Source organism: Methylobacterium tardum, assembly GCF_023546765.1.
GTDB classification, from domain to species: Bacteria; Pseudomonadota; Alphaproteobacteria; order Rhizobiales; family Beijerinckiaceae; genus Methylobacterium; species Methylobacterium tardum.
Genome location: NZ_CP097484.1, coordinates 4,648,561 through 4,672,120 on the forward strand (window position 1 = coordinate 4,648,561; position 23,560 = coordinate 4,672,120).

The 23,560-nt window shown below is 67.4% G+C and carries 23 protein-coding genes; 13 read left to right on the plus strand and 10 right to left on the minus strand.

The window, feature by feature from the left end:
- The first annotated feature begins 1,380 nt into the window (after positions 1-1,380).
- Positions 1,381-1,908 (plus strand): hypothetical protein, encoded by a 528-nt coding sequence (locus M6G65_RS22285; protein ID WP_238199292.1) that lies wholly within the window; start codon positions 1,381-1,383, stop codon positions 1,906-1,908.
- 65 nt (positions 1,909-1,973) lie between these two features.
- Here the strand turns inward: M6G65_RS22285 and M6G65_RS22290 are convergent, their stop codons facing one another.
- Both M6G65_RS22290 and M6G65_RS22295 read right to left on the minus strand, forming a co-directional pair.
- Positions 1,974-2,492, minus strand: coding sequence for a hypothetical protein (locus M6G65_RS22290; RefSeq protein WP_250102898.1), 519 nt, complete (start codon positions 2,490-2,492; stop codon positions 1,974-1,976).
- Between the two features lie 114 nt (positions 2,493-2,606).
- A complete protein-coding gene (locus M6G65_RS22295; protein ID WP_238199296.1) occupies positions 2,607-3,161 on the minus strand; it encodes a hypothetical protein in 555 nt (184 codons plus the stop codon).
- Positions 3,162-3,348: 187 nt separating this feature from the next.
- On the opposite strand from M6G65_RS22295, the gene M6G65_RS22300 reads away from it, so the two are divergent.
- Entirely contained in the window at positions 3,349-3,567 is a 219-nt protein-coding gene (locus M6G65_RS22300) for a DNA-binding protein (RefSeq protein ID WP_238199297.1), read from the plus strand.
- Positions 3,568-4,462: 895 nt separating this feature from the next.
- Positions 4,463-5,521 carry a tyrosine-type recombinase/integrase gene (locus M6G65_RS22305; protein ID WP_238199298.1) on the plus strand — a complete coding sequence of 353 codons (1,059 nt, stop codon included), beginning with the start codon at positions 4,463-4,465 and terminating at the stop codon, positions 5,519-5,521.
- Here the strand turns inward: M6G65_RS22305 and M6G65_RS22310 are convergent.
- From M6G65_RS22310 to M6G65_RS22325, 4 genes are all read right to left on the minus strand, one after another.
- Positions 5,518-6,741 carry a DNA-packaging protein gene (locus tag M6G65_RS22310; RefSeq protein WP_250102899.1) on the minus strand — a complete coding sequence of 408 codons (1,224 nt, stop codon included), beginning with the start codon at positions 6,739-6,741 and terminating at the stop codon, positions 5,518-5,520. The two genes, M6G65_RS22305 and M6G65_RS22310, sit on opposite strands and share 4 nt — an antisense overlap.
- Complete coding sequence (locus M6G65_RS22315) at positions 6,707-7,348, minus strand: helix-turn-helix domain-containing protein (protein WP_238199300.1); 642 nt, start codon at positions 7,346-7,348, stop codon at positions 6,707-6,709. Before M6G65_RS22315 ends, M6G65_RS22310 begins: the two co-directional genes overlap by 35 nt.
- A gap of 142 nt (positions 7,349-7,490) precedes the next feature.
- Complete coding sequence (locus tag M6G65_RS22320) at positions 7,491-8,240, minus strand: YfdX family protein (RefSeq protein ID WP_238199301.1); 750 nt, start codon at positions 8,238-8,240, stop codon at positions 7,491-7,493.
- Between the two features lie 313 nt (positions 8,241-8,553).
- Positions 8,554-10,917 (minus strand): TonB-dependent receptor, encoded by a 2,364-nt coding sequence (locus M6G65_RS22325; RefSeq protein WP_238199302.1) that lies wholly within the window; start codon positions 10,915-10,917, stop codon positions 8,554-8,556.
- Between the two features lie 206 nt (positions 10,918-11,123).
- Here M6G65_RS22325 and M6G65_RS22330 point away from each other — a divergent pair, with 206 nt between their 5' ends.
- Both M6G65_RS22330 and M6G65_RS22335 read left to right on the plus strand, forming a co-directional pair.
- Positions 11,124-12,344, plus strand: a complete 1,221-nt coding sequence (locus M6G65_RS22330; protein WP_238199303.1) for a PepSY-associated TM helix domain-containing protein — start codon at positions 11,124-11,126, stop codon at positions 12,342-12,344.
- 18 nt (positions 12,345-12,362) lie between these two features.
- Complete coding sequence (locus M6G65_RS22335) at positions 12,363-13,040, plus strand: Fe2+-dependent dioxygenase (protein ID WP_238199304.1); 678 nt, start codon at positions 12,363-12,365, stop codon at positions 13,038-13,040.
- Positions 13,041-13,081: 41 nt separating this feature from the next.
- On the opposite strand, the gene M6G65_RS22340 is transcribed toward M6G65_RS22335, so the two are convergent.
- Entirely contained in the window at positions 13,082-13,978 is an 897-nt protein-coding gene (locus M6G65_RS22340; protein WP_238199306.1) for a LysR family transcriptional regulator, read from the minus strand.
- A gap of 118 nt (positions 13,979-14,096) precedes the next feature.
- On the opposite strand from M6G65_RS22340, the gene M6G65_RS22345 reads away from it, so the two are divergent.
- The 5 genes from M6G65_RS22345 to atzF are packed head-to-tail and all read left to right on the plus strand — an operon-like array spanning position 14,097 to position 19,417.
- Complete coding sequence (locus M6G65_RS22345; protein ID WP_250102900.1) at positions 14,097-15,047, plus strand: ABC transporter substrate-binding protein; 951 nt, start codon at positions 14,097-14,099, stop codon at positions 15,045-15,047.
- Entirely contained in the window at positions 15,044-15,901 is an 858-nt protein-coding gene (locus tag M6G65_RS22350) for an ABC transporter permease (RefSeq protein WP_238199309.1), read from the plus strand. Before M6G65_RS22345 ends, M6G65_RS22350 begins: the two co-directional genes overlap by 4 nt.
- Positions 15,894-16,676, plus strand: coding sequence for an ABC transporter ATP-binding protein (locus tag M6G65_RS22355; protein ID WP_238199310.1), 783 nt, complete (start codon positions 15,894-15,896; stop codon positions 16,674-16,676). Before M6G65_RS22350 ends, M6G65_RS22355 begins: the two co-directional genes overlap by 8 nt.
- The gene (locus tag M6G65_RS22360; protein ID WP_250102901.1) at positions 16,676-17,590 is read left to right on the plus strand and encodes a polysaccharide deacetylase family protein; all 915 of its coding nucleotides are present in this window, start codon (positions 16,676-16,678) and stop codon (positions 17,588-17,590) included. The genes M6G65_RS22355 and M6G65_RS22360 overlap by 1 nt, the downstream gene beginning before the upstream one ends.
- A gap of 15 nt (positions 17,591-17,605) precedes the next feature.
- Positions 17,606-19,417, plus strand: a complete 1,812-nt coding sequence (gene atzF / locus M6G65_RS22365; protein ID WP_250102902.1) for an allophanate hydrolase — start codon at positions 17,606-17,608, stop codon at positions 19,415-19,417.
- Positions 19,418-19,662: 245 nt separating this feature from the next.
- On the opposite strand, the gene M6G65_RS22370 is transcribed toward atzF, so the two are convergent.
- Both M6G65_RS22370 and M6G65_RS22375 read right to left on the minus strand, forming a co-directional pair.
- Positions 19,663-20,271, minus strand: coding sequence for a hypothetical protein (locus M6G65_RS22370; RefSeq protein WP_250102903.1), 609 nt, complete (start codon positions 20,269-20,271; stop codon positions 19,663-19,665).
- 1,017 nt (positions 20,272-21,288) lie between these two features.
- Entirely contained in the window at positions 21,289-21,564 is a 276-nt protein-coding gene (locus tag M6G65_RS22375) for a GNAT family N-acetyltransferase (RefSeq protein ID WP_238199314.1), read from the minus strand.
- 254 nt (positions 21,565-21,818) lie between these two features.
- On the opposite strand from M6G65_RS22375, the gene M6G65_RS22380 reads away from it, so the two are divergent.
- The gene (locus M6G65_RS22380) at positions 21,819-22,124 is read left to right on the plus strand and encodes a GCG_CRPN prefix-to-repeats domain-containing protein (RefSeq protein ID WP_238199315.1); all 306 of its coding nucleotides are present in this window, start codon (positions 21,819-21,821) and stop codon (positions 22,122-22,124) included.
- On the opposite strand, the gene M6G65_RS22385 is transcribed toward M6G65_RS22380, so the two are convergent.
- On the minus strand, positions 22,109-22,489 hold the full coding sequence (locus M6G65_RS22385; RefSeq protein WP_238199316.1) for a hypothetical protein: 381 nt from the start codon (positions 22,487-22,489) through the stop codon (positions 22,109-22,111). The two genes, M6G65_RS22380 and M6G65_RS22385, sit on opposite strands and share 16 nt — an antisense overlap.
- A 63-nt stretch (positions 22,490-22,552) precedes the next feature.
- On the opposite strand from M6G65_RS22385, the gene M6G65_RS22390 reads away from it, so the two are divergent.
- Positions 22,553-22,885: a hypothetical protein gene (locus tag M6G65_RS22390; RefSeq protein ID WP_250102904.1), complete on the plus strand. Its 333-nt coding sequence runs from the start codon at positions 22,553-22,555 to the stop codon at positions 22,883-22,885.
- Between the two features lie 306 nt (positions 22,886-23,191).
- Positions 23,192-23,362: a hypothetical protein gene (locus M6G65_RS22395; RefSeq protein ID WP_238199319.1), complete on the plus strand. Its 171-nt coding sequence runs from the start codon at positions 23,192-23,194 to the stop codon at positions 23,360-23,362.
- Positions 23,363-23,560 lie beyond the last annotated feature (198 nt).

The following is a 23,560-nucleotide window of genomic DNA, read 5'->3' on the forward strand; positions in this document are numbered from 1 at the left end:
ACACGGACAAGCTAATCCGGATTAGCTGGCTTCAACTTGATCAATGTGGGCATCCACGCCCGCCCGGGTGAGTTTGAGGAGCACACGAGGGACGAGCGTGGAGGGTCGGCAAAAGCCGGCTCAACAGCGATACTACCGTCCGGTCGGTAGGTTCAATTATTGTTTAAAATCCTAGTTACACCCGCGAGTGGATACGCAAATTAGCATCCACGCCCGCGCTTGCAGCTTGAGGGGCACACCAGATGCGGGCGTGGAGGTCGACTGCAGTCAACGAGCGCGTAATGTTGTATTCAATCTAAGCGTTCGATCACGTTTTCGTGTCAATGGAGAGCGTCGCTCGCGCATTCAGTTCGAGCGGCAACGCTCACCGGAACAACGGTAAGCAGACGCCTACGATGCCGAGCCCTAGGACGACCAAACTACCGCCTGCGCTCTCCATCACCGCCTGCTGAGCAGGCCGATCTGGAGCAAGGCCAGCGAGCGTCACGCCCGCGATGAGACAGATCAGGCTCAGGATGACCACGGTAGAGGTTCAAGCGCCCATGGCGGGCGCCCTTTAGCAAGGCCAGAACCCCACCCTGGCTCGCCTCTCACGAGCGCCGCTCGCGCATCCGGTGCGGGCAATCTCTTTCTATCGGAAAAGTGGAATGCACAGTCCAATCAATCCGAGAGCTGCCACCAGCAAAATTCCACCAATGCTTTCCCGTAGCGCCCGTTTGCCCGGATTTTTGGTCGCCAAATGAGAATACGTCACGCCAAGAACGAGACACGACAATATGATAATAAGCATCATTGGTCTATATATAATACACAAGACCAATAATTGCAAATTTGATCAACTAGAATGTCAGTTAACCTAATCGACGGTGATGCCGTTGCTCAAAAAATGACACGCCAGCCGATCCAAAAACTGCTCCATGTTGCAATGTCGACAACCAACTGGCCGACGGTTTTGGGGCCTCTAACAAAAGCTGCTCGCGCACCCGGTGCGGCCTGCGAGCTGCAATCACAGGAAGGCTATGAGATCCAGCCGAGGACTGTGACCAAGTGGTCAGCCTGGGCTCGGGTCAGGCCGGAAGCGATAGAGGCGCCGTTGCGACAGACCGCATAGGTCCCGTCGGCGGACACACGAATTTTGATGGAGGCCATGGCGCTGAACCCGCGATCATGTCGCGGCCGATTTTGAAGGCTCAAGGCGAGCGGGCTGGGATGTGGTCTCGGCCTCAAGGCGATGGAATGCGGCGGACAGCCTCAGGGCGTGGAGTTCGCTCAGACCTAGGCACGCCCTCACGAACGCCGCTCGCGCATCCGGTGCGGTAAAAACAGAGCGGCCGGAAATTGCGCTCACGCGGACGATGATGCTGGCCCAAGGTCTCATCCGTGCGCCTCGACACCCATCGTGACGTTCGCCATCCTAGAAACATGCTTGAGCAGCAGGATCAGACCTACGACTCGGAGAAGAGGCCAGCTTCACAGAAGGGCTTGGCTCAGCACGCTCGATCTCTCGCCCTCGGTCGCCTTTACGTTACCCACTGCGTGCTGGCCATTTTCGCGCTCGCGAACTGCAATGCGGTCGCTGGACCGACCAAAGCGCCTGAGGCTGCGCTACCTCAAGATGCTGCTCGCCTTGACCAAGCCGCACGGATGATCGTCCGCGTGACCCTTATCGGCCGCAACTGCGCGCCGTTCTACGCTGTCGATCAAGCCCAACTGCAGGAGATCGCAACCTCAATCTTCTCGCAGTCGCTCAACCGCTTCGGCCAGGACCGGCTGCTAAAGGCAATGAATGTCGCCGAGACTGAAGACACAGCGGCGCTCCGCGAGAGCGGTGCCGCTTTCTGGTGTCCTCTCCAGCGCGCCTACCTCAACAGCCTAAGAATGCCAGGCCTGATCGGGAAACAGCGGTAATGGTTCGGGCCATCCCAGCCGCTTTTGCGCAGCGCACCTGACGCTCGGAACCTGGCAGCAACTCCTCAGACGCCACGAACCCCCGCATCGCGCATCACCCCATAGAACCGGCTAGGATCGAACATCTGCCGCGCCTGCTCCAGCCCAATGGTCTGCGGCTTGTACGGCTTCGCCAGCTTCATCTCCGGCGCCTTCATCTGCTGCTGAGCCTTCACGGCGCCGAGCGCGTTGGCGACGTTGCCGTAGGAGTTGCTAGGCTGCGCGGGGAAACCGCTCGCCGTCAGGGGCTGCCCAGACAGCGATGCCACGTCCGGCGTTGGCGAGGACTGGCCCGGAACGGCCGACCCGAGGCCCTGGATGCCATTGAGCCCGAACCCACCCGCCTGTGCGGTTGAGCCCATTGAGGCCCCAAACGGCTGGGCGATGCCCGGCGAAATCTGTGACGGCGATTTCGGCGAGGCGCCTGTGCTCGGCAGTGCCTGTCCGCCCGCGAAGCTGTTGGCGTAGGCCTGCGTGGTCGCCAGCCGTGCCGCGTTCTCACCGCCGGATCGGTTGTAGCCCGCGAACTTCCAGGCATCCGCCATCAGACTCTCACGACTTTCGAGAGAGTAACGCATCAAAACCAGAAACGTAATACGCCAATACTTACGGGTTGAGTCTGCTTTGATTGAATTGTTTCCGAAAGCTACAGCTTTAGCTCATTTGTCCCATTCTTTTTTTATGAGTGGAGCGCGCTGGTTCTGGTCTGCATACGCCGTGATATTGGTAGGATCCAAAAGGATTGCGCCGAGACGCTCACCGGTATTTGCCGCGGTCCAAACCTCAAAGTCCTTTGGCTCAACCTTGTTTAGCGGGATTTCAAGGAGATTTGGTGGAGCCGGGAGAGCCCTATCAATAACTGCTTGTATAGCATAATGGGCGGCAACTCTGACGCGGTCGTTTTCTAACCACTTCTCCCCGCCATGTTTTTCATACGTCATCAATATGCGAGTAGAGACATCCAATATTTCCTGAGATGGTCGTGAAATTCGATCAAATCCGGTGATTTTATCAGACTCTCTATAGTCGATAACACTGCGAATTGCCTTCTCACCGACATCGCTTATTGAAAATCCAGCTGCATTCGCGGCGTCCGCGAGCGCATTATAGGTTCTGGAACTGACCCGGATCGTGATGTTGCGAAATTCGCCGTCAGGGATGTGCTCCCGAGGGGCCCGCTTGCGCCGCTTAATCTCGTCTTCCTGATTTGCCATCGAACGCCCCGGTTTTGATGCGTTCTCACTGATATGATCGGAATAGCGCCCGTGACAAGTGGGTGTTTAGCGGCACATCTCGACGTTCGCCGGCCGATATCCATAGGCTCGGGCTTGACGTCGCCTTACGCGGTCCTAAGATGCCTATCACGAAAGTTTCGTGATAGCGCTCGCAATAGGAGGCCGCATGACCAGCGAAAATTCCGATCTGTACGGCGTGACTATTGAGATGGAGACGGCACGCCGCGCGCTGCGCATGGGCCGGGACAGCTTCGCCGCCGCCGTGAAGGCGGGCGAGATCCCAAGCGTGAAGGTTGGCAAACGCCACAAGATCCTAGGCGTGCCGTTTCGTCGGATGGTCGGCCTGCCTGAGCGGGCGCCCGTGGCCGAGGCTGTCGCCGCCTGACCCCGCAATCAGCGGGGTGCTCCCCCCGCTGGCCGGATCCATCCGCGCCGTGCCGGCCGGCGCTCAGACAGGACCCCAGAGATGAGAAACCCCGCGCATCGCGTTGGGGCGACGGCAGGGCTCTCGAATACAGCTGTGGCGGCTGGTACCGAGAGATCTACGGCGTCCCGGCCCTTCCGACAAGATCTATTCGTAGCCCGACGCTTCGGGATCCCGCCGGCCACCGCCGCGGTGATTGCCGAACTGGCCTTCCCCCAGATCGACACCTGGAGGGCCCGCGCATGACGACGCTTCACTCACCCTCCCGCGCTTGGTCTGGCGAACCGCTCGTGCAGGATGCGGTCGCCGAGTACGCCAAGCTGGCCGCGTCCTACTCCATTGCGGCCAGCAACCTTGCAGATGCCGGCGACACGCCTGGCATGGTTCACGCTCTCGGGTGCGCCGGCCGGGCGCTTTTGGCGGCGCAGGAAGCCGTCGCTTCCCTTCGCTCTGTCGAGGGGGGCGGCCGATGACGCTGCAACTCACTCACCCCGAGATGCGCCAGCGCGAAGGGATGATGCGCGCCGCCTATGTGCATCTCGGCGGCACTCCATTCGATCAGCTGGGTGGAGGGCCGGAAGTATGACAAACAGGCTGGCGCTCGACCTTCGCCCCTCAGCGTACCTCTCGCGCGCCAGCCTCGCGCGCGAACTCGACATCTCCGAAAGCACAGTCGACGAGATGGTCAGACGCCGCGTGCTGCCGCAGCCAGTCGCGCTTTCGCGCGGCTGCGTCCGGTGGTGCTGGCATGACGTGCAAGACGCGCTTGCTCACCTCGGAGGCGCCGAGGACAGTCCCTCCTCTGATCCGTTCATGGAAGGCGCACGCCATGCCACGCAGACGCAGGAGGGCCGTCGTGATCCTCCCTAAGGGCGTTCACAAGGTCATCTCGCGGGGCCGGGAGTACTACTACTTCCAGGCTGGCCGCGGGACTGAGCACGCCGGCTCGCGGGTACGGCTACCTGACGACCCGCAAACTCCTGAGTTCTGGATCGCAGTTCGCCAAGCTCAAGGCATGGATGCTGCGACCGGCGCAGGTACCGTCAATGCCTTGATCGACGCCTACGAGACGTCGCCGGCCTTCCTCGATCCGGAAACCCTGTCCGACGGGACGCGCGCTCTCTACCGCCGCATGCTGCGCATCGCGCGCACGGCTTGGGGCGAGTTGCCGGCCGCTCGACTGCGACCGGTTCACGTGCAGGCGATCATGGATGGCCTCGCTCAATCTAAGGGCAAGGCCAACACCTTCCTCGGAACGATGCGAGCCCTCTCGGCTTGGGCCCGTGCTCGCGGTCAGATCGACGATAGCCTGACCGAAGGTGTGAAGCCCTACCCGGTGACGGGAGGCCACAAGCCTTGGACGACGGCACAGATCGCCTCAGCTCTCGATGAACTGAGCGGCACGATCCGCCGCGGTGTGTTCCTCTACCTCTACACGGGGCAGCGCGGCTCAGACGTTGTGCGGCTGGGCTGGACCGACGTGGACGAGGGCGGGTTCACGATCCGTCAGCGCAAGACCGGACGAGAGGTTTGGTGTCCGATCGTGCCGGAGCTGGCCGCCGAGATGGCTAGCTGGGATCGCAGGCCCGGGCCGTTCCTGCTCCAGCCGAACGGCAAGCCTTACAGCCGAAAGCGCTTCTCCATCCACTTCGCGGAAGCGCGTGAGGAAATCCCGGCGCTTGCCGGAGTGACACTCCACGGACTGCGCTGCACGGCCGTGGTTCGCCTGCGCCGCCTCGGCCTCTCAGTCGGGCAGATCGGCGACATCAGCGGGATGAGCCTCGCGATGATCGAGCGGTACTGCCGCTTCGCCGACAAGAAGGCCAGCGGCAAGGCCGCGCTGCTCTCCCTCAGCGGAACAGCCGGTGAACCCAACTGTAAAACGCTGGAAAACCGTAAAACAAAACCTTTTTAAACACAGCATCTTAGGAGACAGAAGATGAAATCGCACAGCTCGTCCTCCAGCGCCGGGAATGCCCCGACATGGTGGACCAGACCGCGGGCGTAGAGCAGCGACACCGGCTCGGCCCGCAGGTACTTGCCGCGCGTGGCGTGCACCCGCGTCACCGGCACGGCGGGGTCGCACTGGGCCAGCACGGCGGCGGCCATCTCGCCGCCCTGGTTGACCTCGACCACCAGGGCGTCGGCCCGGAGCCGGTGATAGAGCGCCAGCGCCGCCCCCGCCCAGGCCTGCGGGCTGGCGCGGGCGAAGCTCGCATCGGCCAGCACGTAGGCGTGGGTGCCCGCCCGGCCGGCGGCGACGATCCCGCAGGCATCCGAGCGCGCCCCCGAGGCGGCCGGCGGATCGACCGCCACGACGATCCGTCCGAGATCCGGTGCGGCCCCGACCCGGGCCGCCTCCAGGGCGGTGCGGTCCCACAGGGCGTCGTCCCGGTCGGCGATGAGTTCGCCGTCGAGTTCCTGGCGGCCGAGGCGGGTGCCGGCGTAGCGGCCGACCACCCGTTCCAGGAAGTCCGGCGCGAGATTGTGCGCGTTGTCCTGCGTGCGCGCCCGGCTCACGACGGTGCGCGGATCGGCGAGCAGGCGGCGGATCAGCGGGACCGGCCGCGGCGTCGTGGTCACGAGGTTGCGCGGGCGGACGCCGAGGCGCAGCCCGAATTGCAGCATGTCGAAGGTCGCCTCCGGCTGGCGCCACTTGGCTGCCTCGTCGCACCAGGCGGCGCCGAATTGCGGGCCGCGGAGCGCGTCGGGCTCCTCCGCCGAGAAGGCGAGTGCGACCGCGCCGTTCTCCCATTCGAGCCGCCGCCGGCTCGGCGACCAGACCGGCCGCGTACGGCCGCGGCGCTGCAGGGCGAGGAGCCCGGACGGCCCCTCCACCATCACGTCGCGCACGTCGAGATGCGTCTCGCCCACCAGCGCGATGCGCCCGACCGACTCGGGCGTGAAGGCCGGATCCCCGCGGGTGAGCGCGTCGACCCATTCGGCCCCGGTGCGGGTCTTGCCGCTGCCGCGGCCGCCGATCACCGCCCAGGTGGTCCAGGGTTCGGACTCGGCCGGCGGGAGCTGGTCCGCCCGGGCCTGGTGCAGCCAGTCGCCGGCGAGCGCCCGGAGCAGCGCCGGCGGCAGGGTCTCGAGAAAGTCAGGCAGACGCCCGGTCGCCGACAAAGCCAGCATAGCGTCGCGCGATCTCCGCGCGCAGGGCGGGCAGGTCGGGCTCGGTGCCGTCATCGCTCCTCTCCCCCGCACCGCTCCGCTCGCCATCCGCCCCGACCGTGTCGAGGAGCCGCTTGAGCCCCCCGAGATCGCGCAGCACCCGGGCCGAGTCGCGCAAAGCTGGCGTCTCCCGGCTCAGCGCCGCATCGAACGTGGCGATCTGCCGGGCGATGTGGCCGCACAGCTGCGCCCGCAGGATTGCCGGATCGACCGGCGGCTGGTCCAGGCGCGCGCGGACGGCCGGCGCCAGCGCCGGCCCGAAGGCCCAGACCAGAGCCTCCGGGCCGGGGCGGTCGAGGCCCAGCACCTCGGCGATGTCGGCGGGATCGGCGCCCGACGCGCCGAGCAGGCGCAGCAAAGCGGCCCGGCGCGCCGCCGGCCAGCGCGCCGTCAGTATCCAGCGCCGCCGCGGCGGCCTGGGCCAGCCGGCCCGCACGTTCCAGTGCCAGACCGTCCGGGCACTCGCGCCGACCCGGGCCGCGATCGCCGCGATGGAGAGATCGGTCTCGCGCAGGAGGCGCAGGGCTGCCGCGCGGGTCTCGGCGGGGTGGGCACCGGTGAGCGGCATCGCCCGTCTCCGCACACGTCTCGACCGTGCCTGCTTGATAGCCGAGCAGCGCGACGGTGTCAAGCTCAAATTCCTATTTCAGGGACGGTTTAGGAATTTCGGCAGCGCGCCGACCGACAACGGTCGGCCAGCGCGCCGTCGGTCACCGACCGTTCTTGGCACCCGTCGTCGTCCCGGTGGCCTGCGGCGCCGTCTTGTCGGCGGTGGCGGCCGTGGCCTTCTGCGGCAGGGCGACCGCGTCGATCACGTCGAAGCGGATGCCGTCCTGGGCTGACTTCAGGACCGCATTGGCCTCGTAATACTTGCCCTGCCCGATCAGCGTCGCCGCCTGGTCGATATCGGCCACGGTCTTGTCGAGCGGCAGCACCGCCATGGTGAAGTTCACGTCGACATGGGCGAGCTTGAGCTTCTCCAGCGCCCCGGTCTGGTCGCCCTTGGCGAGGTTCTTGTTGGCCTCGGTCACGGCCGAGGCCTTCTCGGGCGTGGCCACGAAGTCGTCGCCCAGGACCAGCTGCGCGTCGACCGGCACCCAGGCGACCGCCGTCTTGGCGGCCGGCGCGGCCTCGGTCTTGGTCGCCATGGCCTTGTGGCCGGCCATGGCGGCTTGCGTCTTGAGGTCGGCCTCCGCCTTGGTGAACACCGCGTCGTCGGTCTTCGCCTTGGCGAAGGCCGCCTGCGCCTTGCCGATCATGTCCTTGGCCTGGGCGGGATCGGCCTCGAAGATCGCCAGTCGGGTGAGCTGGAGATCCCGGAAGCCCTGCGCCCCGTCCTTCGAGAGCTTGCCGACATCCTTGTCGATCGCCGTCTGGTTCGCCGCCATCGGCTGGGCGGCCTGCTCGGCCGCGTAGGCCGATCCGCCCAGGATGGTGGTGAGCACGAGCGCCGCGGACATAGACTTCCGATAAGTCATCGTCCAATCTCCATCTGAACGTCGGATGCAATGATTTGCGCTACATTCGCTCTCTTCATCCGATGTTCAGATAATAGATCCGGCCCGTCTTGGTCGCATGTCCGGACGATGAAACATCGTCCATGTGCGCCGCGGCCGACCGGATCGCCGGCGGCGTGCGGCGCCCGTCCTTGCGCGCGGAGCGAAGCAATCCAGGAGCGCCACGACTTGCGACGTCGCGCTACCCTGGGTCGCTTCGCTGCGCTCGCGACGACGGAGGAAACGCCTCGCGCGAAGCCCTCACATGGAACCCGCCTCAGAAGGTCAGGCGGGCCGTGAGCACGACGGTGCGGCCCGGACCCGGCGTGGCCGAACCGAAGCCCGACACCGTCTCGAAGTTCTTCGTATTGGCGATGTTGTAGACGTTGAGCTGCAGGGCCGCGCTCTCGGTCAACTTGTAGACGGCCAACGCGTCGAGCCGCCAGTAACCGGGCACCAATGCTGTATTCGCTGCGCTGGTGAACCGTTCGCCGACGTAATACGCGCTGCCGCCGACCGTCAGGCCCGGCAGGACGACGTAGGTGCTGGTCAGCGAGAAGGTATTGTGCGGCGTGTTGGCGAGAACATTGCCCGGCGTCGTCACGAAGGCGCCGGCCGTGTTCCGGGCGCTCTTCAGAACCCGGCCGTCCAGATAGGTGTAGCCGCCGAAGACGCTCCAGGCGTCGGTGAGCTTGCCCGCGATGCCGAGCTCGAACCCCTGGACCCGCGTCGTGCCGACCGTCGCGTAGATGCCGTTGGCCTGGTCGACCGCCTCGATGGCGTTCTGCTGGGTCACCTGGAACACGGCGCCGGTCAGGCTGAGCTGACTGTCGAACAGATCGTATTTCGCGCCGGCCTCGTAGGTCTCGTTGGTCGTCGGATTGAGGTTCTGCTGTCCGCCGGTAATCGTCAGGTATTCGCTCGACGGGTCGAACGAGGTTCCGTACATGAAGTAGACGCTGGCGTTGTCGACCGGATGGACGACGGCGCCCGTCCGCCAGCTGACGAACTGGACCTTGTTGACGACGTCGTACGGCGTGGTCGCGTTCAGCGGCCCGGTCTCGTTGTAGGTTCCCGACCTGACGGTCGCGGCGTGCTGGCGGACCGTGAGATCGTCGTAGCGCAGGCCGCCCAGGATCTCGAGGTAGCGGTTGATCTTGACCTGATCGCTCGCATAGACGCCGACCGTGTCGCCGACGGCGTACGTGTCCGTACTGGTCGCTGGAATCGTGCCCGGACTGGCCGGATACGGGCTGGGAAAGCCGACATTGACGCGCGAACCGCCCGCGATGTTGGTCCGATACTGATCGCGGGTCTCCTGGCTCAGCTCGATCCCGCTCAGCAGCGTGTGCTGGAGGCCGAACGTCTCGGCGTGGCCGACGAGATCGGTCTGGTTCGTGAACAGCGTGTTGGTGGTGTGGTTCTGGAAATCGTTGGTGTTGTTCACGTACAGGTTGCCGAGCGGGCGCATGAACAGCGCCGCGCCGGACAGCGGCACGCCACCGGATGCCTGCCCGTACAGGTTCGTCGCGTTGACCTGAACACCGCGGACGCGCACGAACCGGTCGATCAGCGAATAACGCGTCGTATTGGTGATGCTCCAGTCCTGATCGAAGGTGTGCTTGTACTGCAGAGTGCCGATATGGGCGTCCACCCGCTCGGTGTCGGAGAAGCCCGGGCTGAGACGGCCGAAATAGGTGTTCTTCGCCACCGGCGCCGGCTGCCCGTAATACGTCCCGAAATAGGCGCCCGGCAGCACCGGGATGCCGTAATCGGGGATGTTGTTGTCCTTCTGGTAGATGTAGCTGACCGTCACCTGATCGTCCGGCGTCAGGTTGGCCCGGATCGAGGGCGCGACGCCGAAGCGCGTGGTGTTGATGTGGTCGCGGCCGGCAACATCGGTGTCGTTGGCGACAAACGCGAGGCGGACCGCCGAGTCGCCCAGAACCGAGTTGATGTCGCCGGTGACGCGCGCCCCCGGGGCGCTGTAGCCCGAGGCGTCGATCTGGACCTTGTCGGCGGCGAGGAACGGCAGCTTGCTGGTGACGTTGACGACGCCGCCGGTCGAGCCGCGCCCGAACAGGAACGAGGACGGTCCCTTCAGCACCTCGACGCTCTCGATGCTGAACGTGTCGCGGGTGTACCAGCCCGGATCGCGAACGCCGTCGCGATAGAAGTCGTTGCGGGCGGAGTAGCCGCGGATGTTGATGTTGTCGCCCTGCGTGCCGCCCTCGCCGCCGAACATCGTGATGCCGGGCACGTTGCGCAGCGTCTCCACGAGCGTCGAGTCGCGCTGGTCCTGGATGAGCTGCTGCGGGACGACCGTGATGCTCTGGGGCGTATCGAGGATCGGGGTCGGCAACCGCTGAAGCTGGAGCTGCCGGGGATTGTAGGGTGAGCCCGTGGCGGGCCCCGACGTCGTGACGTCGAGCTGATCCATCACGACCGACAGGGTCTCCTGCCCCGCGGCGGGAGCTGCCACGAAGGCCAGGGACGCCGCGCCGAGCGCAGCCTGCGACAGGCGCGCCAATCCCGGCGCACGCGGTCCAGGTGCGTTGTCGAATGCGGAGCCGGCCCCATCTTGCTCAACCGAGAACAGCTCGGCGATCAGTTCCTGCTTCTTCATAGTAATTCTAGACATCCGCTCCGGCTACGTTTCCGGCGCGTATCTTAATCCAGATGTAGACATCAACAGGAAACGATACATCTTCTCGGAAAATCTGTTATTTTTAGATTTTAATAATTCGAAAGAAAGAATGTACTGGATCAGTTCTAAAATACTGCGATTGCATTCGTTCCGTTCTTGACCCAAGAGCGGCCAGCAATGGCCGAGCGGGCGCGAGACGGATGGCATTTGGACGATTCCCTTCCTGGCGTACGGTGTTCCGGAAGGTGCACCTGTGGCTCGGGATCGGCCTGACGCTCCTGATCGTGCCGATCTCGCTCACCGGGCTTGTCCTGGTGTTCGACGACGAGATCGACGCGGCCCTCAATCCCGGCCTCTACGCGACCACCGGCGCGGCTGTTGCGCGTTCCGCGGACGCCTATCTGCGCAGCGCGAGCGAGGCCGTGGGCGGCCAGGCGGCCGTGCTGCGCTGGCCGCACGCAGAGGGCGGCCCGGTCACGGTGGTGGTCCGTCTCCAGCCCGCGTCGGCGATGGAGGGGCGTGGACCCGGGGTTGGCGGCGCGGCGAACCGGAGCGGCCGGCCCGGAGAGCCGGGCGGCAACCGGCGCCCGCCCAGCCGCCTCGTCTATCTCGACCCGCCGACGGCCGCGGTGCTGGGGGTCAAGGACCTGCGCAATTCGCTGATCGGGCAGATCCACGTCTTCCACGAGAACCTGATGGTGCCCGAATATTCCGGCCGCGACATCGTCGGCTGGACCGGCGTGGCGCTGCTCCTGCTGTCGGTGACCGGGCTGATCCTCTGGTTCCCGCGCAATGGACGCTTCGCGCGCGCCCTGGCCTGGCGGCGCGGCCCGGCGACGAGCATCAACCTGCACCACCTCGCGGGCTTCTGGATCTCCATCCCTCTGGGATTGATGGCGCTCACCGGGATCGTGCTCGCCTTCCCGCCGCAGGCCAGCGCGGTCCTGAACGCGTTCGACGCGCCGCGACCGCCCGTCCGGCGTCCCGGCGGCGATCCCCTCATGCCGCAGCCGTTGCTCACGGCGGAACGGGCCCTCGCGCTCGGGACGGGGGCGGCTGCGCCGGAGGCGCCCCGCCTGCTCGCCGTCCCCAGCACCGTTACGAAGGCGTGGCGCCTGGAGGTTCAGGCCGCCGATGGGACCCGGCACGCGGTCAGCATCGATGATGCGACGGGACAGACGACGCTGGAGCCGGCGCAACGCCGCGGCGACGCGATCGGCGCCTGGATGCGGCGCGTGCACCAGGGCCGCGCGGATGGCCCGGTCTGGGCGGCTCTGGCCGGTCTCTGCGGGGCACTGCCCACGCTGCTGGCGATCACCGGCGTGCTGATGTGGCTGCGGAAGCGGCGCAACCGGGCGGCGCTGCGGAACGACGCGACCGCGTTTCCCGATCGGCGCCTGATCTCAGCCGAGAACGCCTAGGCGAAGGGAGCACCTCCTATGCTCGTCCATATCCCGCAGGTCCTGAGCGCCGATCAGGTTGCCCGGTGCCGGACCATCATGGACCAGGCGGCCTGGACCGACGGGCGGGTGACCGCCGGGTTCCAATCGGCGCAGGTCAAGAAGAACCTTCAATTGCCGGAGGACGCTCCCGAGGCCCAGGAACTCGGCGGCATGGTGATGCTCGCGCTCAAGCGCAGTCCGCTGTTCCTCTCGGCCGCCCTGCCGCACACGGTCTTCCCGCCGCTGTTCAACCGGTACGATTCCGGCATGACGTTCGGCGCCCACATCGACAACGCCATCCGCCAGTCCCTGGACGGCCAGCGCATCCGTACGGATATCTCGGCGACGCTGTTTCTCAGCGGACCGGACGAGTACGACGGCGGCGAGCTGACCGTGGAGGACACCTACGGCAGCCATGCCGTCAAGCTGCCGGCCGGCGACCTGGTGATCTACCCTGCGGACAGCCTGCACAACGTCACGCCGATCACCCGGGGCTCGCGCGTGGCGTCGTTCTTCTGGATCCAGAGCCTGATCCGCGACAGGACCCGGCGGGCCCTGCTGTTCGACCTCGACACCTCGATCCGGCATCTAACCCGCGACGTGCCGGGGCACGACGCGCTCGTTGCTTTGACGGGCACCTACCACAACCTGCTTCGGCAATGGGCCGAGACCTGATCGGAGACTGAGACTGTCGACGGCCCGATCATTGATCTTCGTCAGGCAGAATCGCGATTGAGCCGAACGACGAGCTGATCGGCGAACTTGGCCGCGGCGACCGACAGCGACCGTCCGCGCAGCTGCGCCAGGACCAGCGTCATTGGCGTAAGGTCGCGCGTATCGATCGGGCGGCTGTGCAGGCGCGGATCCTCCGGGATGCCGCTGGGGATCTGCAGGCTGACCACGTCCTCCCGCAAGGTGAGGTTGCGCAGGAGTTCCAGCGAGCCCGACTCGACGGCCGGCCGGAGCTCGACGCCCCGCCGGGCGAGCGCCTGCTCGATGTGGTGGCGGATGGCCAGCGAATGGTCGGGCAGCGCCAGGGCATGGGCGAGGCAGTCGCGCAGCCGCACCGGCCCCGCCTCCACCGCCAGCGGGTGGCCGCTGCGCATTAGCGCACACAGAGTCTGGTGACCGGAATAGAGGAGGTGCAGCTCCGCCGAGGGGGGCGGCTGCAGGATCAGGGCGAGATCCGCCTCGAAGGCTGCGAGAGCCGTCACCGCCTGCGCGTGGTCGCGAACCTGCACGGTGAAGCCGACCTGGGGAAACCGGGCCCGGTAGGCCTCGACTTCCTCCGGCACGACCTGCGTGACGAAGGCTTGGCTGCACGCCAGTGCCACGTGGCCCCGCCGCACCCCGGACAGGTCGGCGATCTGCGAGCGCACCCGGTCGAGATCCGCCACTTGGTCGCGGATGTGGCGGGCGAAGAGTTCGCCGGCCGCGTTGAGCCGCATCCCCTGCGGCAGGCGCTCGAAGATCGGCGTGCCGAGCTCGTATTCGAGATCCTGGATCTGCCGCGTCAGGGCCGATGGCGTCAGGTTGAGCCGCTCCGCGGCGCGCCGGATCGAGCCGGCCCGGGCAATCTCGGCGACGTAAGTGACGGTGCGCAGATGCTTCACCCGCACATCCTCGGCTACCGTTGCTGGGAAAGCAACGGCTTGCTCAGAAAATAGCACTTCCTTGCAACAGGGGGCGCGCCTAGCGTCACGGTGATCGCGACCCTGCAGGAGCTCTTCGATGATCCGCCGCCGCACCCTCCTGGCCGGTCTCGGAGCCGGCCTCGTCGTCGGACCCCTGTCCGGCGCCCGCGCCCAGGGCGCGCCCGTGACGATCCGGATGGGCTCGCTCAAGCTGATCCACTCGATCGCGCCGAGCTTCTACGAGCGCTTTACCCCCGCGGGCGTGACCGTGGAGGTGGTGCCGTTCGAGAGCCCGACCGAGTGCAAGAACGCCGTCGTCACCAAATCGGTGGATTTCGGCACCTTCGGCATCGCCGCCGCGACGCTGGGTGCCGCGGCCGGCGAGCCGGTCGTGGTGATCGCGTCGACCTGCAATCGCGGGATGGCGGTGATCGCCAAGAAGGATTCCGAGATCCGGACCATCAAGGACCTGCGCGGCAAGCGGGTCGCGATCTGGCCCGGCAGCACCCAGGAAGTCTTCGTCCTGGAGCGGATGCGCATGGAAGGCTTGTCCGTGAAGGACATCACCCCCGTCCGGGTCTCCTTCTCGGAGATGCACATCGCGCTCGCCCGCGGCGACGTCGACGCCTATGTCGGCGCCGAGCCGGGACCGGGCGTCAGCCTCGCCTCGGGCGTCGGCCAGCTCGCCGAGTATCCCTACGGCACCGAGATGGGCGCCCTGAACATGGTGTTCGGCGCCCATCGCGACACGCTGGCCGAGCGGCCGGACCTAGTCCGGACCATGCTGGAGATCCACCGCAAGGCCACGGATTTCGCGGCCCGCGACCGCGACGCGATGATCGCCATGGCGGTGGCCAAGCTCGGACAGAAGCGCGAGGCGCTCGAGCTCTCGGCCCCGAATGTCGAGCTGACCTGGCGCCTCGGACCGGACGAGGTCCGGCAGGCGCAGGCCTACGCGCAGCACATGCTGGTGCTCAAGCAGATCAAGCGCCTGCCTGAGCCCGGCTTCATCGACACCCGCTTCGTCGACGCAATGGGGCGGGCGTGAGCACCGGGATCGAGGCCGGCCCCCTGCCGGCGACGGTGGCTCCGGCCCGCGCGGGCGAACGGGCCGGAGCCGGGTTCGCCAGCCTGCGCCGGCTGGCGCTCGCCTGCGTGGTGCCGGCGGCGCTCGTCGCGGTCTGGCAGGTCACTACCGCGGGCCGACCGTACAGCCTGATCCCGCCGCCCGCGGAGGTCTGGGCCGAGCTGCAGGACCTCGCGGTCGGGGGCGTCAACGACGACGCGTTCAGCGGCACCCTCTGGACCCATCTCGGGGCCTCGCTGAGCCGCGTCTATGGCGGCTTCGCGCTGGCGGCCGCGGCCGCCCTGCCGCTCGGCCTGCTGATCGGACGCGTGCCGCTGATCCGGGCGCTCCTCGATCCTGTGCTTCAGGTGCTGCGCCCCGTGCCGGTCACCGCATGGCTGCCGCTCGCCATGATCCTGTTCGGCCTCGGGCCACGCTCGGCCTTCTTCCTCGTGTTCCTCGGGGCGTTCTATCCGATCCTGGTCAACACCGTGTTCGGGGTCCGCTCGGTGGAGCTGCGCCTGTTCGAGGCGGCCGCGATGCTGGGCTGCACCGGGCCGGCGCAGTTCGCCCGCGTCGTGCTGCCGGCGGCGCTGCCATCGATCTTCACCGGCCTGCGGCTCGGCCTCGGCTTCGCCTGGGTGGTGATCGTGGTCGGCGAGATGACCGGCGTCCAGACCGGCCTCGGCGCGATCATCATGGAGGCGCGCCAGCTCTCGCGCACCGAGATCGTGATCTGCGGCATGGCGGTGATCGGGGTGGCGGGCTTCGTCTCCGACTGGCTGGTCATGCAGCTCGGCCGCCGGCTGCTCGCCTGGAGCCCCAATCATGGCTGACCCGACGATCCCAATCCTCGATATGCGCGCGGTCTTCAAGACCTACACGGCCGGCGGCCGGCGGACCGAGGCTTTGCGCGAGGCGAACCTCACCGTGTCGCGGGGCGAGTTCGTCTGCCTGCTCGGCGCCTCGGGCTGCGGGAAGTCCACCCTGCTGCGGGTCGCCGCCGGCTTCGAGGCGCCGAGTTCCGGCCAGGCCCTGATGTGGGGCAAGCCGATCGCCGGGCCGGGGCCGAGCCGCGGTATGGTCTTCCAGGATTACGGCCTGTTCCCGTGGCTCACCGTGCGCGACAATATCGGCTTCGGCCCGAAGGCGCGCGGGCGGCCGGCCGCCGAGGTGCGCGACACCGCCGAGCGCTACATCGCCCTCGTCGGTCTCCAGGCCTTCGCCGACGCCTACCCGCACCAGCTCTCGGGCGGGATGAAGCAGCGCGTCGCCATCGCGCGGGTGCTCGCCAACGAGGCCGAGGTGGTGCTGATGGACGAGCCCTTCGGGGCGCTCGACGCCATGACCCGGGAGCGGCTGCAGGACGAGTTGCTCGACCTGTGGTCGCGGACCGGGCTAACGATCCTGTTCGTCACCCACGCGATCGAGGAGGCGATCTTCCTGGCCGACCGGATCGTGATGATGTCGCCCAGCCCCGGGCGGATCGAGGCGGTGCACGCGGTCGACCTGCCGCGGCGGCGCGACGTGTCGAGCCCGGCCTTCAACGACCTGCGCCGGATGCTGGCCGCGCAGCTCCACAGCCATCATGCGCCGCGGGCGGCCGCCTGATGGACATCGCGTTCGACGATCCCCGCCGGCCCGAGAACCGCCTCGCCTACCGCGCCGCAATCGACCGGCCCCGGATCACCTTGCCCGGGGGCAAGAACGTCGCCGTCTGGCCGGTAGTCAACGTCGAGCACTGGCTGATCGACCACCCGATGCCGCGCCAGATCCTGGTGCCGCCGACCGCCGCGAGCCTGCTGCCGGACATCCCCAACTGGGCGTGGCACGAGTACGGCATGCGGGTCGGGTTCTGGCGGTTCCTCGAGGCGTTCGAGAGCCGCGGGATCCGCCCGACCCTGTCGATCAACGGTTCGGTCTGCACGGCCTATCCGCGCATCGCCGAGGCCGCCCACGCGGCGGGCTGGGAGTTCATGGCCCACGGCTTCCACCAGGTCCCGACCCACAGGGTCGAGGATCAGCCCGGGATGATCGCCCGCACCGTCGCGGCCATCACCGCGGTGACCGGGCGCCCACCGCGCGGCTGGCTCGGGCCGGGCCTCACCGAAACCCTCGACACCCCCGACCACCTGCACGCGGCCGGCCTCGAATACGTCGGCGACTTCGTGGTCGGCGACCGCCCCTGCCGGGTCGCGACGCGCACCGGGCCGCTCGTGGCGCTGCCCTACTCGGTGGAGCTGAACGACATCCCGCTGCTCGCCATCCAGCATCACCGCGCCGACGAGTTCGTCGAGCGGGCGCTCGCCAACCTCGACCGCCTCGCCGCCGAGGCCGCGGGCCCCGGCCCGCTCGGAGGTGCCAAGGTGATGGGCTTCGCGATCCATCCGTACATCACCGGCGTGCCGCACCGGATCGGCCTGCTGGAGCGGCTGCTCGACGCCATCCTGGCGCGCCGCGACGTGGCGGTCATGCAGGGGGGCGAGATCCTCGACTGGTATCGCGCCACCGGCGACGAATCCTGAGCCGCGCTGCGAGGAATGACCGTGCCCCCCTTCCCGACGATCCCGCTCCTGCACGCGGCCTACGCCGACGGCCTCGACCCGCGCGCCGTCGTGGCCGAGGCCTACCGGAGGCTTGCCGCGGTCGACGATCCCGGCATCTTTCTCGCGCTGGTGCCGGAGGCCGAGGCTCGGGGTGCCGCGGCGGCGCTGCCGCCCTTCGACCCCGCGGCGCTGCCGCTCTGGGGCATCCCCTTCGTCGTCAAGGACAACATCGACGTGGCCGGCCTGCCGACCACCGCCGCCTGCCCGGACTTCGCCCACACCCCCGCCGAGACCGCGCCCGCGGTGGCGCGGCTTCGCGCGGCCGGGGCGATCCTGATCGGCAAGACCAATCTCGACCAGTTCGCCACCGGGCTCGTCGGCCTGCGCACCCCCTACCCGGCCCCGCGCAACGCCATCGATCCGGCCTACGTGCCCGGGGGGTCCAGCAGCGGCTCGGCCGTGGCTGTGGCCCACGGGATCGTGTCGTTCGCCCTGGGGACCGACACCGCAGGCTCGGGCCGGGTCCCGGCCGCGCTCAACAACGTCGTCGGGCTGAAGCCGTCCCTCGGGGCGATCTCCAGCCGCGGCATGCTGCCGGCCTGCCGCACCCTCGACACGCTCTCGGTCTTCGCCGGAACCGTGGCCGACGCCGACGCGGCATTCCGGGTCATGCTGGGCTTCGACGGCGCCGACCCCTGGGCGCGGGCTCTTCCGGTGGCTGCGACGCCCGCCGGCCTCCCGCCCGGCCTTCGTCTCGGGGTCCCGGAGGCCGCGAGCCTCCGCTTCGGCGGCGATCGCCTCTCGGAGGAAGCCTTTGCGGCGACGCGCGCCGATCTCGAGGTGCTCGCGGGCGCGGCGGCGCCTGTCGATTTCAGCCCGATGTTCGCCGTTGCGGCCCTGCTCTACGACGGACCGTGGGTCGCCGAACGCTATGCGGCGATCCGATCGGTCATGGAGACGCGCCCCGGCATCCTGCACCCGACGACGCGGGCCGTGATCGGAGCCGCCGCGCGCTACAGCGCCGCGGACGCCTTCGCGGGCCTCTACAGCCTCGCGGCGCTGCGGCAAGCCGCCGACGCGGTCTGGGACCGTGTCGACGTGCTCGCCGTGCCGACTTATCCGCGCCCGCAGACCTGCGCGGCCGTGGCGGCCGACCCGATCGGACCGAACAGCGAGCTCGGGACCTACACCAACTTCGTCAACCTGCTCGACTGGTGCGCCCTCGCGGTGCCGGGGCGGCCCCGGGCCGACGGCTTCCCCGCGGGCATCACCCTGCTGGCGCCGCGGGGATCGGACGGGCTGCTGGCCGCCCTGGGCGCACGCCTGCACGCCGTTGCGGGAGCCCGGATCGGTGCGGGCCCGACGCCCGTGCCGGCGGCGGAACCGGGCCCGGCGCGGGCCTTGCCCGGCGAGATCGAGCTGGCGGTGGTCGGCGCGCACCTGTCCGGCCTGCCCCTGAACCGCGAGCTGACAGAACGGGGCGCTCGGTACCTGCGCACGGTGCCAACCGGGCCGGACTATCGCCTCTACGCCCTGCCCGGAGGGCCGCCGCAGCGCCCGGGCCTGCTCCGGGTGGCCGCCGGTGAGGGCGGCGCGATCGAGACGGAGGTGTGGGCGCTGCCGCCCGCCGCCTTCGGGGCCTTCGTGGCCGGGATCCCGGCGCCGCTCGGCATCGGCACCTTGCGGCTCGCCGACGGGACGGCGCCCAAGGGATTCCTGGTCGAGGCCGCCGGCATCGCCGATGCGGCCGACATCACACGCTTCGGCGGCTGGCGCGGCTATACGGCCAGCCGTGCGGCGGCCTAGGGGTCAAATCTGGCACCTGGTCCCTTGGCGAGGGGCTGCCTGCGACCAAGGACGGGCAGAGGCACGGCCGCCAGGACTGGCCGAAGCGGTCGCAAGTCGGCCTCCGCTCAAGGGCTGTACAGTCTGGTTATCCCTCTTCGCGTTGACGCGGGGACGTGGTCCTCTGCAGCCAAATCTCTTGGTGCATAGACGTGCTAGCAGATCCGATCCCGAGCGACGTGCGCAGCCATGAAAAGAGATGCACGTCAGATCGACTGTCGCATACGTATACGCCTGATGCGGAATCCGAGCATGCGCTGGAAATGACGCAGTCCATTGGGCAGTTGAGAAGGACTGCGGGTGTCCACCAGGTGCCGGACACCCTCGACGGCCAGTCGCTCGGCGACCACTTTGGTGAGGAGATAGCGCGCGTCGGAACGATGCTGGGTTTCACCGAGCGAAACGAAGGCCTGAAGAAGTGCCCATTCCCCGTCTCGCGGCGTGACGGCGATCACAAGCGGCTCACCGTCCTGTGCAAATGCGACAGTCCATAACCCGCTGCCGACCAAATAAGAATGATCGCTGTCTTGCTCTCGATAGAGCGGATTGGATTTGACGGCGATCGCGCGATCAAGCGTCGCGACCAGCGCGATTTGCTCATCTTTATCATGCACCGGCCGACAATAAATGCCCAGCTTCTCTGCGGCCTTAACTTTGCGCCTGAGGGTCTGCTTGGATGACCCGAGACTGTAATCCTGCGGCCGAGCAGGAATTTCTAGAACGCAGGCCCCAAGATCCGATAATTTGAAAACCTTTGCCAAACAAACCGTATTCAATGCATTTTCAATGAGCTTACCTTCGGGTTCATCGCTCAACCGGGCACTCAAGCGCGGCAAACGCGCAGCACACCTTGCGGCCATCAAGGCTAATCGCGGATGCAGGGCTAAATAAGCCGGTATTTTCAGTCTGGAGTTGTTCGCCTCTTCCCAAAACTGGGAGAGCCAAGCTTCGCAGTCCTCGGGCAGCCCCTCAAGCCGATCTGAAATAAATTGTATCGCCGAGTCTAAAATGAAATATGATAAGTCCGATCTGTCTATTTCGGACCGTCCGACGCTAATTGATCTCTCTGTCGACTCAACCATTCCCCCCAAACGTCACAATACGGCTTAAGCCGATGAGACTTTTTTTATTTCAGCTGACATTCAGAAATTTCGGGTCAATACCGAAAAACGATAGCGATACCACACAGATTTGCCTTCTTTTATTGAATAAAACCGCACACTGTCAAGTAAGAACCCGAACCGACAATGCTGACTCTGGGGCGATCCTGTCGCTCTCCGGATGGCCAAGAATCGCAAGATACGGCGGCCCTTGTCTTGTGCGCGAAATGTCGGACGGCCTCGGCGGTCTCGTCTTGTGAGACCTTCGCGGCTCCGCGGACGCGGGGCTTGATTGCGTAAGCCCGCGCCGGGCCCGACCATCACAGATCGGCATACCTATGCGGAGCGATCCGGCGAGACTTCAGACACCCCTGGACCTGCTAGAAGCAGACGCAACGAGGGCCTGGGTAGGGTTGCAAGCGGGTGAGCGGCGGCGTTCGCTCTCATGCCTTCGCCGCTCGGAAGAGGGGAGGGAGAAATTTACCCCGAGCCGACCTCGTGAGCGGGTAGCAAGCGTCGGATTTGACCCGGGGCACGCGACCGCATCTGATCCGGTGCGATGTTGAAGCCTTGGGGGGATCCAGCCCGCCCCGTCATCACGCGCAGAGAAGCGCCCCAGGGCAGCGCGACACGCCGAAGCGTGGCGCCGACTGGACTGCTTCGCTCCGCTCGCAAAGACGGCGGCATCCGTCCTCGGCTCGATCGGGACCGGAAGCCGATTCCGACCGCTCCTCACGCGAGCAGATCGTGATGCGCGGGGTGCCGGCGCAGCCACGCCCGCGCGTAGCCGCAGAGGGGCACGATCCGTTCGCCGCCGGCCCGGGCGCGCGCCGCGACGCCCGCCATGAGCCGGTCCGCCGCCCCGGTGCCGCGCAGGGCGGGCGGTGCGTAGACGTAGCTGATGACGAGTTGCCCGGCCTCGCGGCGATACGTGGCGAAGACGACCTCGCCGCCGACCGCCAGCTCGAAGCGGCTCCGGTCGCCGTTGTCGTGCACCGCATCCGTCATCCGCATCTCCCGATCCGGCCCCGGTCCTGACGCCACCGGGACGATCCTTTCAAAGCGCCCAAGCACGGGAACGTCGGGCCGCGGCCCGAGGTCCCTTGGCCGCGCCCTCACGATGCCGATGCCCGCATGTCGGGCGCCGAGCCGCCCCGTCGGGATGATGAACAGCCCGACCGGACCCGGTTCACGGTCGCGGCGGCATGCTCCTGTCATCCGGCCCGGCAAGCCCGGAGTCAGGGTTCTCAGGAGATCGTGTCATGAAGCGCTCCAGGATGTTCGGGATGGCCGCGGTGCTGGCGGCGGGGTTCGCCACCGCCACGGCGGCACATGCGGCGCCGTTCGGATACGGCCAGCCGGACGGCGGTCTGATCGAACGCGTGGCCGGCGGCTGCGGCCCCGGCTTCCACCCGAACCCGTGGGGCCATTGCCGGCCGAACGATCGCGGCTGGGGCTACGGCGGACCGCGTGGCCCCTATGGTGGCCGGCCGGGCTACGGATACGGTGGCTACGAGCGTGGCCCCGGCGGCTACGACGGCCCGCGCCGCTTCTACGGGGGCTGGTGATCATGGCCGTCGGGCGGGGCGTCAGGCGGCCAGCCTGACAGCCCCGTCCAGGCCTCGCGGATGAAGGCGAGGCGGCGTTCGGCGCGCTGGGGATCGATGGCGGCGACCTGCTGCAGCACCGCCGCCATCGCCTCGGGACCGCCCAGAGCTGCGGCAGCCTCGCCCTGGCGGCGCATGGCGGAGCGATGGGCCTTCATCGCCGGCCCGGCCTTCGGGCCGGTCTCGATCGCCTCCAGGACAGCGACCAGAGCCGCCACGATCGGTGCAACCTCCCGCCAGGTCGGCACGGGCGGGTCTTCGGGCGCGGTCGGCCGCGACCCGCTTGGCGGGGGCGCGGCGGAACCGGTGGTCAGCGGGCGCTTCATGGCAGGACTCCTCAGGCGGCCAAGATGAGCCGATAACCGGCCGGTGGACAGCCGTGGGGGCGCATGACCAGGAACCCAGGGAGACAGCGTTCCGGCGAGGAAGGCCTGTCGCGCCACATCCTGCCCAATGCCGGGACCATGGTCGGCGTCTGCACCACGTTGATCGGATTGGTGAAGATCGCCGAGGGCCGCATCGGTCCGAGCCACGTCGACGAGGCTGCCGCCCTGACGGCCATCCTGTTCCTGGCCAGCGCGATCGCCTCCTACCTGTCGATCCGCTTGGCGGCCGAGAGCGGCCTCGCGATCCGCCTGGAGCGCTGCGCCGACATCGCCTTCGTCCTCGGACTGATCAGCCTGTCGGTCATCGCGATCCTGTTCGCCTACGAGACGATCTAGCGACCGGCCGGCCCGTCCGGATGTCCCGTCGTGTCGTGGGTGTCCCAGAACACGTCGGGCCTGAAAGCTTAGGCATACATCGGGTTCATCACGCGAACACAGTCGCGAACCCGATGGAGCCTACGATGACTTGGACGAACCGCATCACCCTTGCCGCCACGCTGATCGGCGGCGCGATCGCGCTGATGACCTATGCGCAGGCCCTGAGCCTGCCCGCGCATTTCGCCTGACGCCGCGCGTCCGGCAGACCGTGTTGCCACGGCCTTCCGGGCGTCACGGGGTCGAGCCCGCTGAGGACACCGCGCCATGAACGAGATCTGGGACACGACGGCGTGGATCGGCCACGCCTTGGCCGGGATGGCCTACGAGGTCTTCCTGAGCTTCGGCCCGCTTGCTGAGCCGATGGCCTCCGAAGGATCCGTCACGCCAAGCCGATGCCAGGATGAGAGCCGTCGCGCGACCGGGGACGGCCTCTGACGGACCGGCCTGACCGTCCGTCGGCTGCCCTAGCCTGCCGCCTCCGTATTGCCAGGACCCCGCCCTGGGCGACCAGCACGTCGGACTCAGCGCCCCTGGATGCGTGGACAGGCCTGTTCACCACGCCGCCAGGCTTCGATAGAGGGTGGTGGGATTCTTGAGCCTCGCAGATTCTGAGCCTAGCAGGAGTGGGACCTG

What these genes read in the sequence shown, in the direction of transcription:
- M6G65_RS22295 (WP_238199296.1), bottom strand. Translation starts at nt 3,161, where the DNA reads ATGGCAAATCAGGAAGACGAGATTAAGCGGCGCAAGCGGGCCCCTCGG.
- M6G65_RS22335 (WP_238199304.1), top strand. Translation starts at nt 12,363, where the DNA reads ATGCTCGTCCATATCCCGCAGGTCCTGAGCGCCGATCAGGTTGCCCGG.
- atzF (WP_250102902.1), top strand. Translation starts at nt 17,606, where the DNA reads ATGACCGTGCCCCCCTTCCCGACGATCCCGCTCCTGCACGCGGCCTAC.
- M6G65_RS22315 (WP_238199300.1), bottom strand. Translation starts at nt 7,348, where the DNA reads ATGCCGCTCACCGGTGCCCACCCCGCCGAGACCCGCGCGGCAGCCCTG.
- M6G65_RS22375 (WP_238199314.1), bottom strand. Translation starts at nt 21,564, where the DNA reads ATGACGGATGCGGTGCACGACAACGGCGACCGGAGCCGCTTCGAGCTG.
- M6G65_RS22355 (WP_238199310.1), top strand. Translation starts at nt 15,894, where the DNA reads ATGGCTGACCCGACGATCCCAATCCTCGATATGCGCGCGGTCTTCAAG.
- M6G65_RS22320 (WP_238199301.1), bottom strand. Translation starts at nt 8,240, where the DNA reads ATGTCCGCGGCGCTCGTGCTCACCACCATCCTGGGCGGATCGGCCTAC.
- M6G65_RS22395 (WP_238199319.1), top strand. Translation starts at nt 23,192, where the DNA reads ATGAACGAGATCTGGGACACGACGGCGTGGATCGGCCACGCCTTGGCC.
- M6G65_RS22290 (WP_250102898.1), bottom strand. Translation starts at nt 2,492, where the DNA reads ATGGCGGATGCCTGGAAGTTCGCGGGCTACAACCGATCCGGCGGTGAG.
- M6G65_RS22345 (WP_250102900.1), top strand. Translation starts at nt 14,097, where the DNA reads ATGATCCGCCGCCGCACCCTCCTGGCCGGTCTCGGAGCCGGCCTCGTC.
- M6G65_RS22300 (WP_238199297.1), top strand. Translation starts at nt 3,349, where the DNA reads ATGACCAGCGAAAATTCCGATCTGTACGGCGTGACTATTGAGATGGAG.
- M6G65_RS22325 (WP_238199302.1), bottom strand. Translation starts at nt 10,917, where the DNA reads ATGTCTAGAATTACTATGAAGAAGCAGGAACTGATCGCCGAGCTGTTC.
- M6G65_RS22385 (WP_238199316.1), bottom strand. Translation starts at nt 22,489, where the DNA reads ATGAAGCGCCCGCTGACCACCGGTTCCGCCGCGCCCCCGCCAAGCGGG.
- M6G65_RS22380 (WP_238199315.1), top strand. Translation starts at nt 21,819, where the DNA reads ATGAAGCGCTCCAGGATGTTCGGGATGGCCGCGGTGCTGGCGGCGGGG.
- M6G65_RS22390 (WP_250102904.1), top strand. Translation starts at nt 22,553, where the DNA reads ATGACCAGGAACCCAGGGAGACAGCGTTCCGGCGAGGAAGGCCTGTCG.
- M6G65_RS22360 (WP_250102901.1), top strand. Translation starts at nt 16,676, where the DNA reads ATGGACATCGCGTTCGACGATCCCCGCCGGCCCGAGAACCGCCTCGCC.
- M6G65_RS22330 (WP_238199303.1), top strand. Translation starts at nt 11,124, where the DNA reads ATGGCATTTGGACGATTCCCTTCCTGGCGTACGGTGTTCCGGAAGGTG.
- M6G65_RS22310 (WP_250102899.1), bottom strand. Translation starts at nt 6,741, where the DNA reads ATGCTGGCTTTGTCGGCGACCGGGCGTCTGCCTGACTTTCTCGAGACC.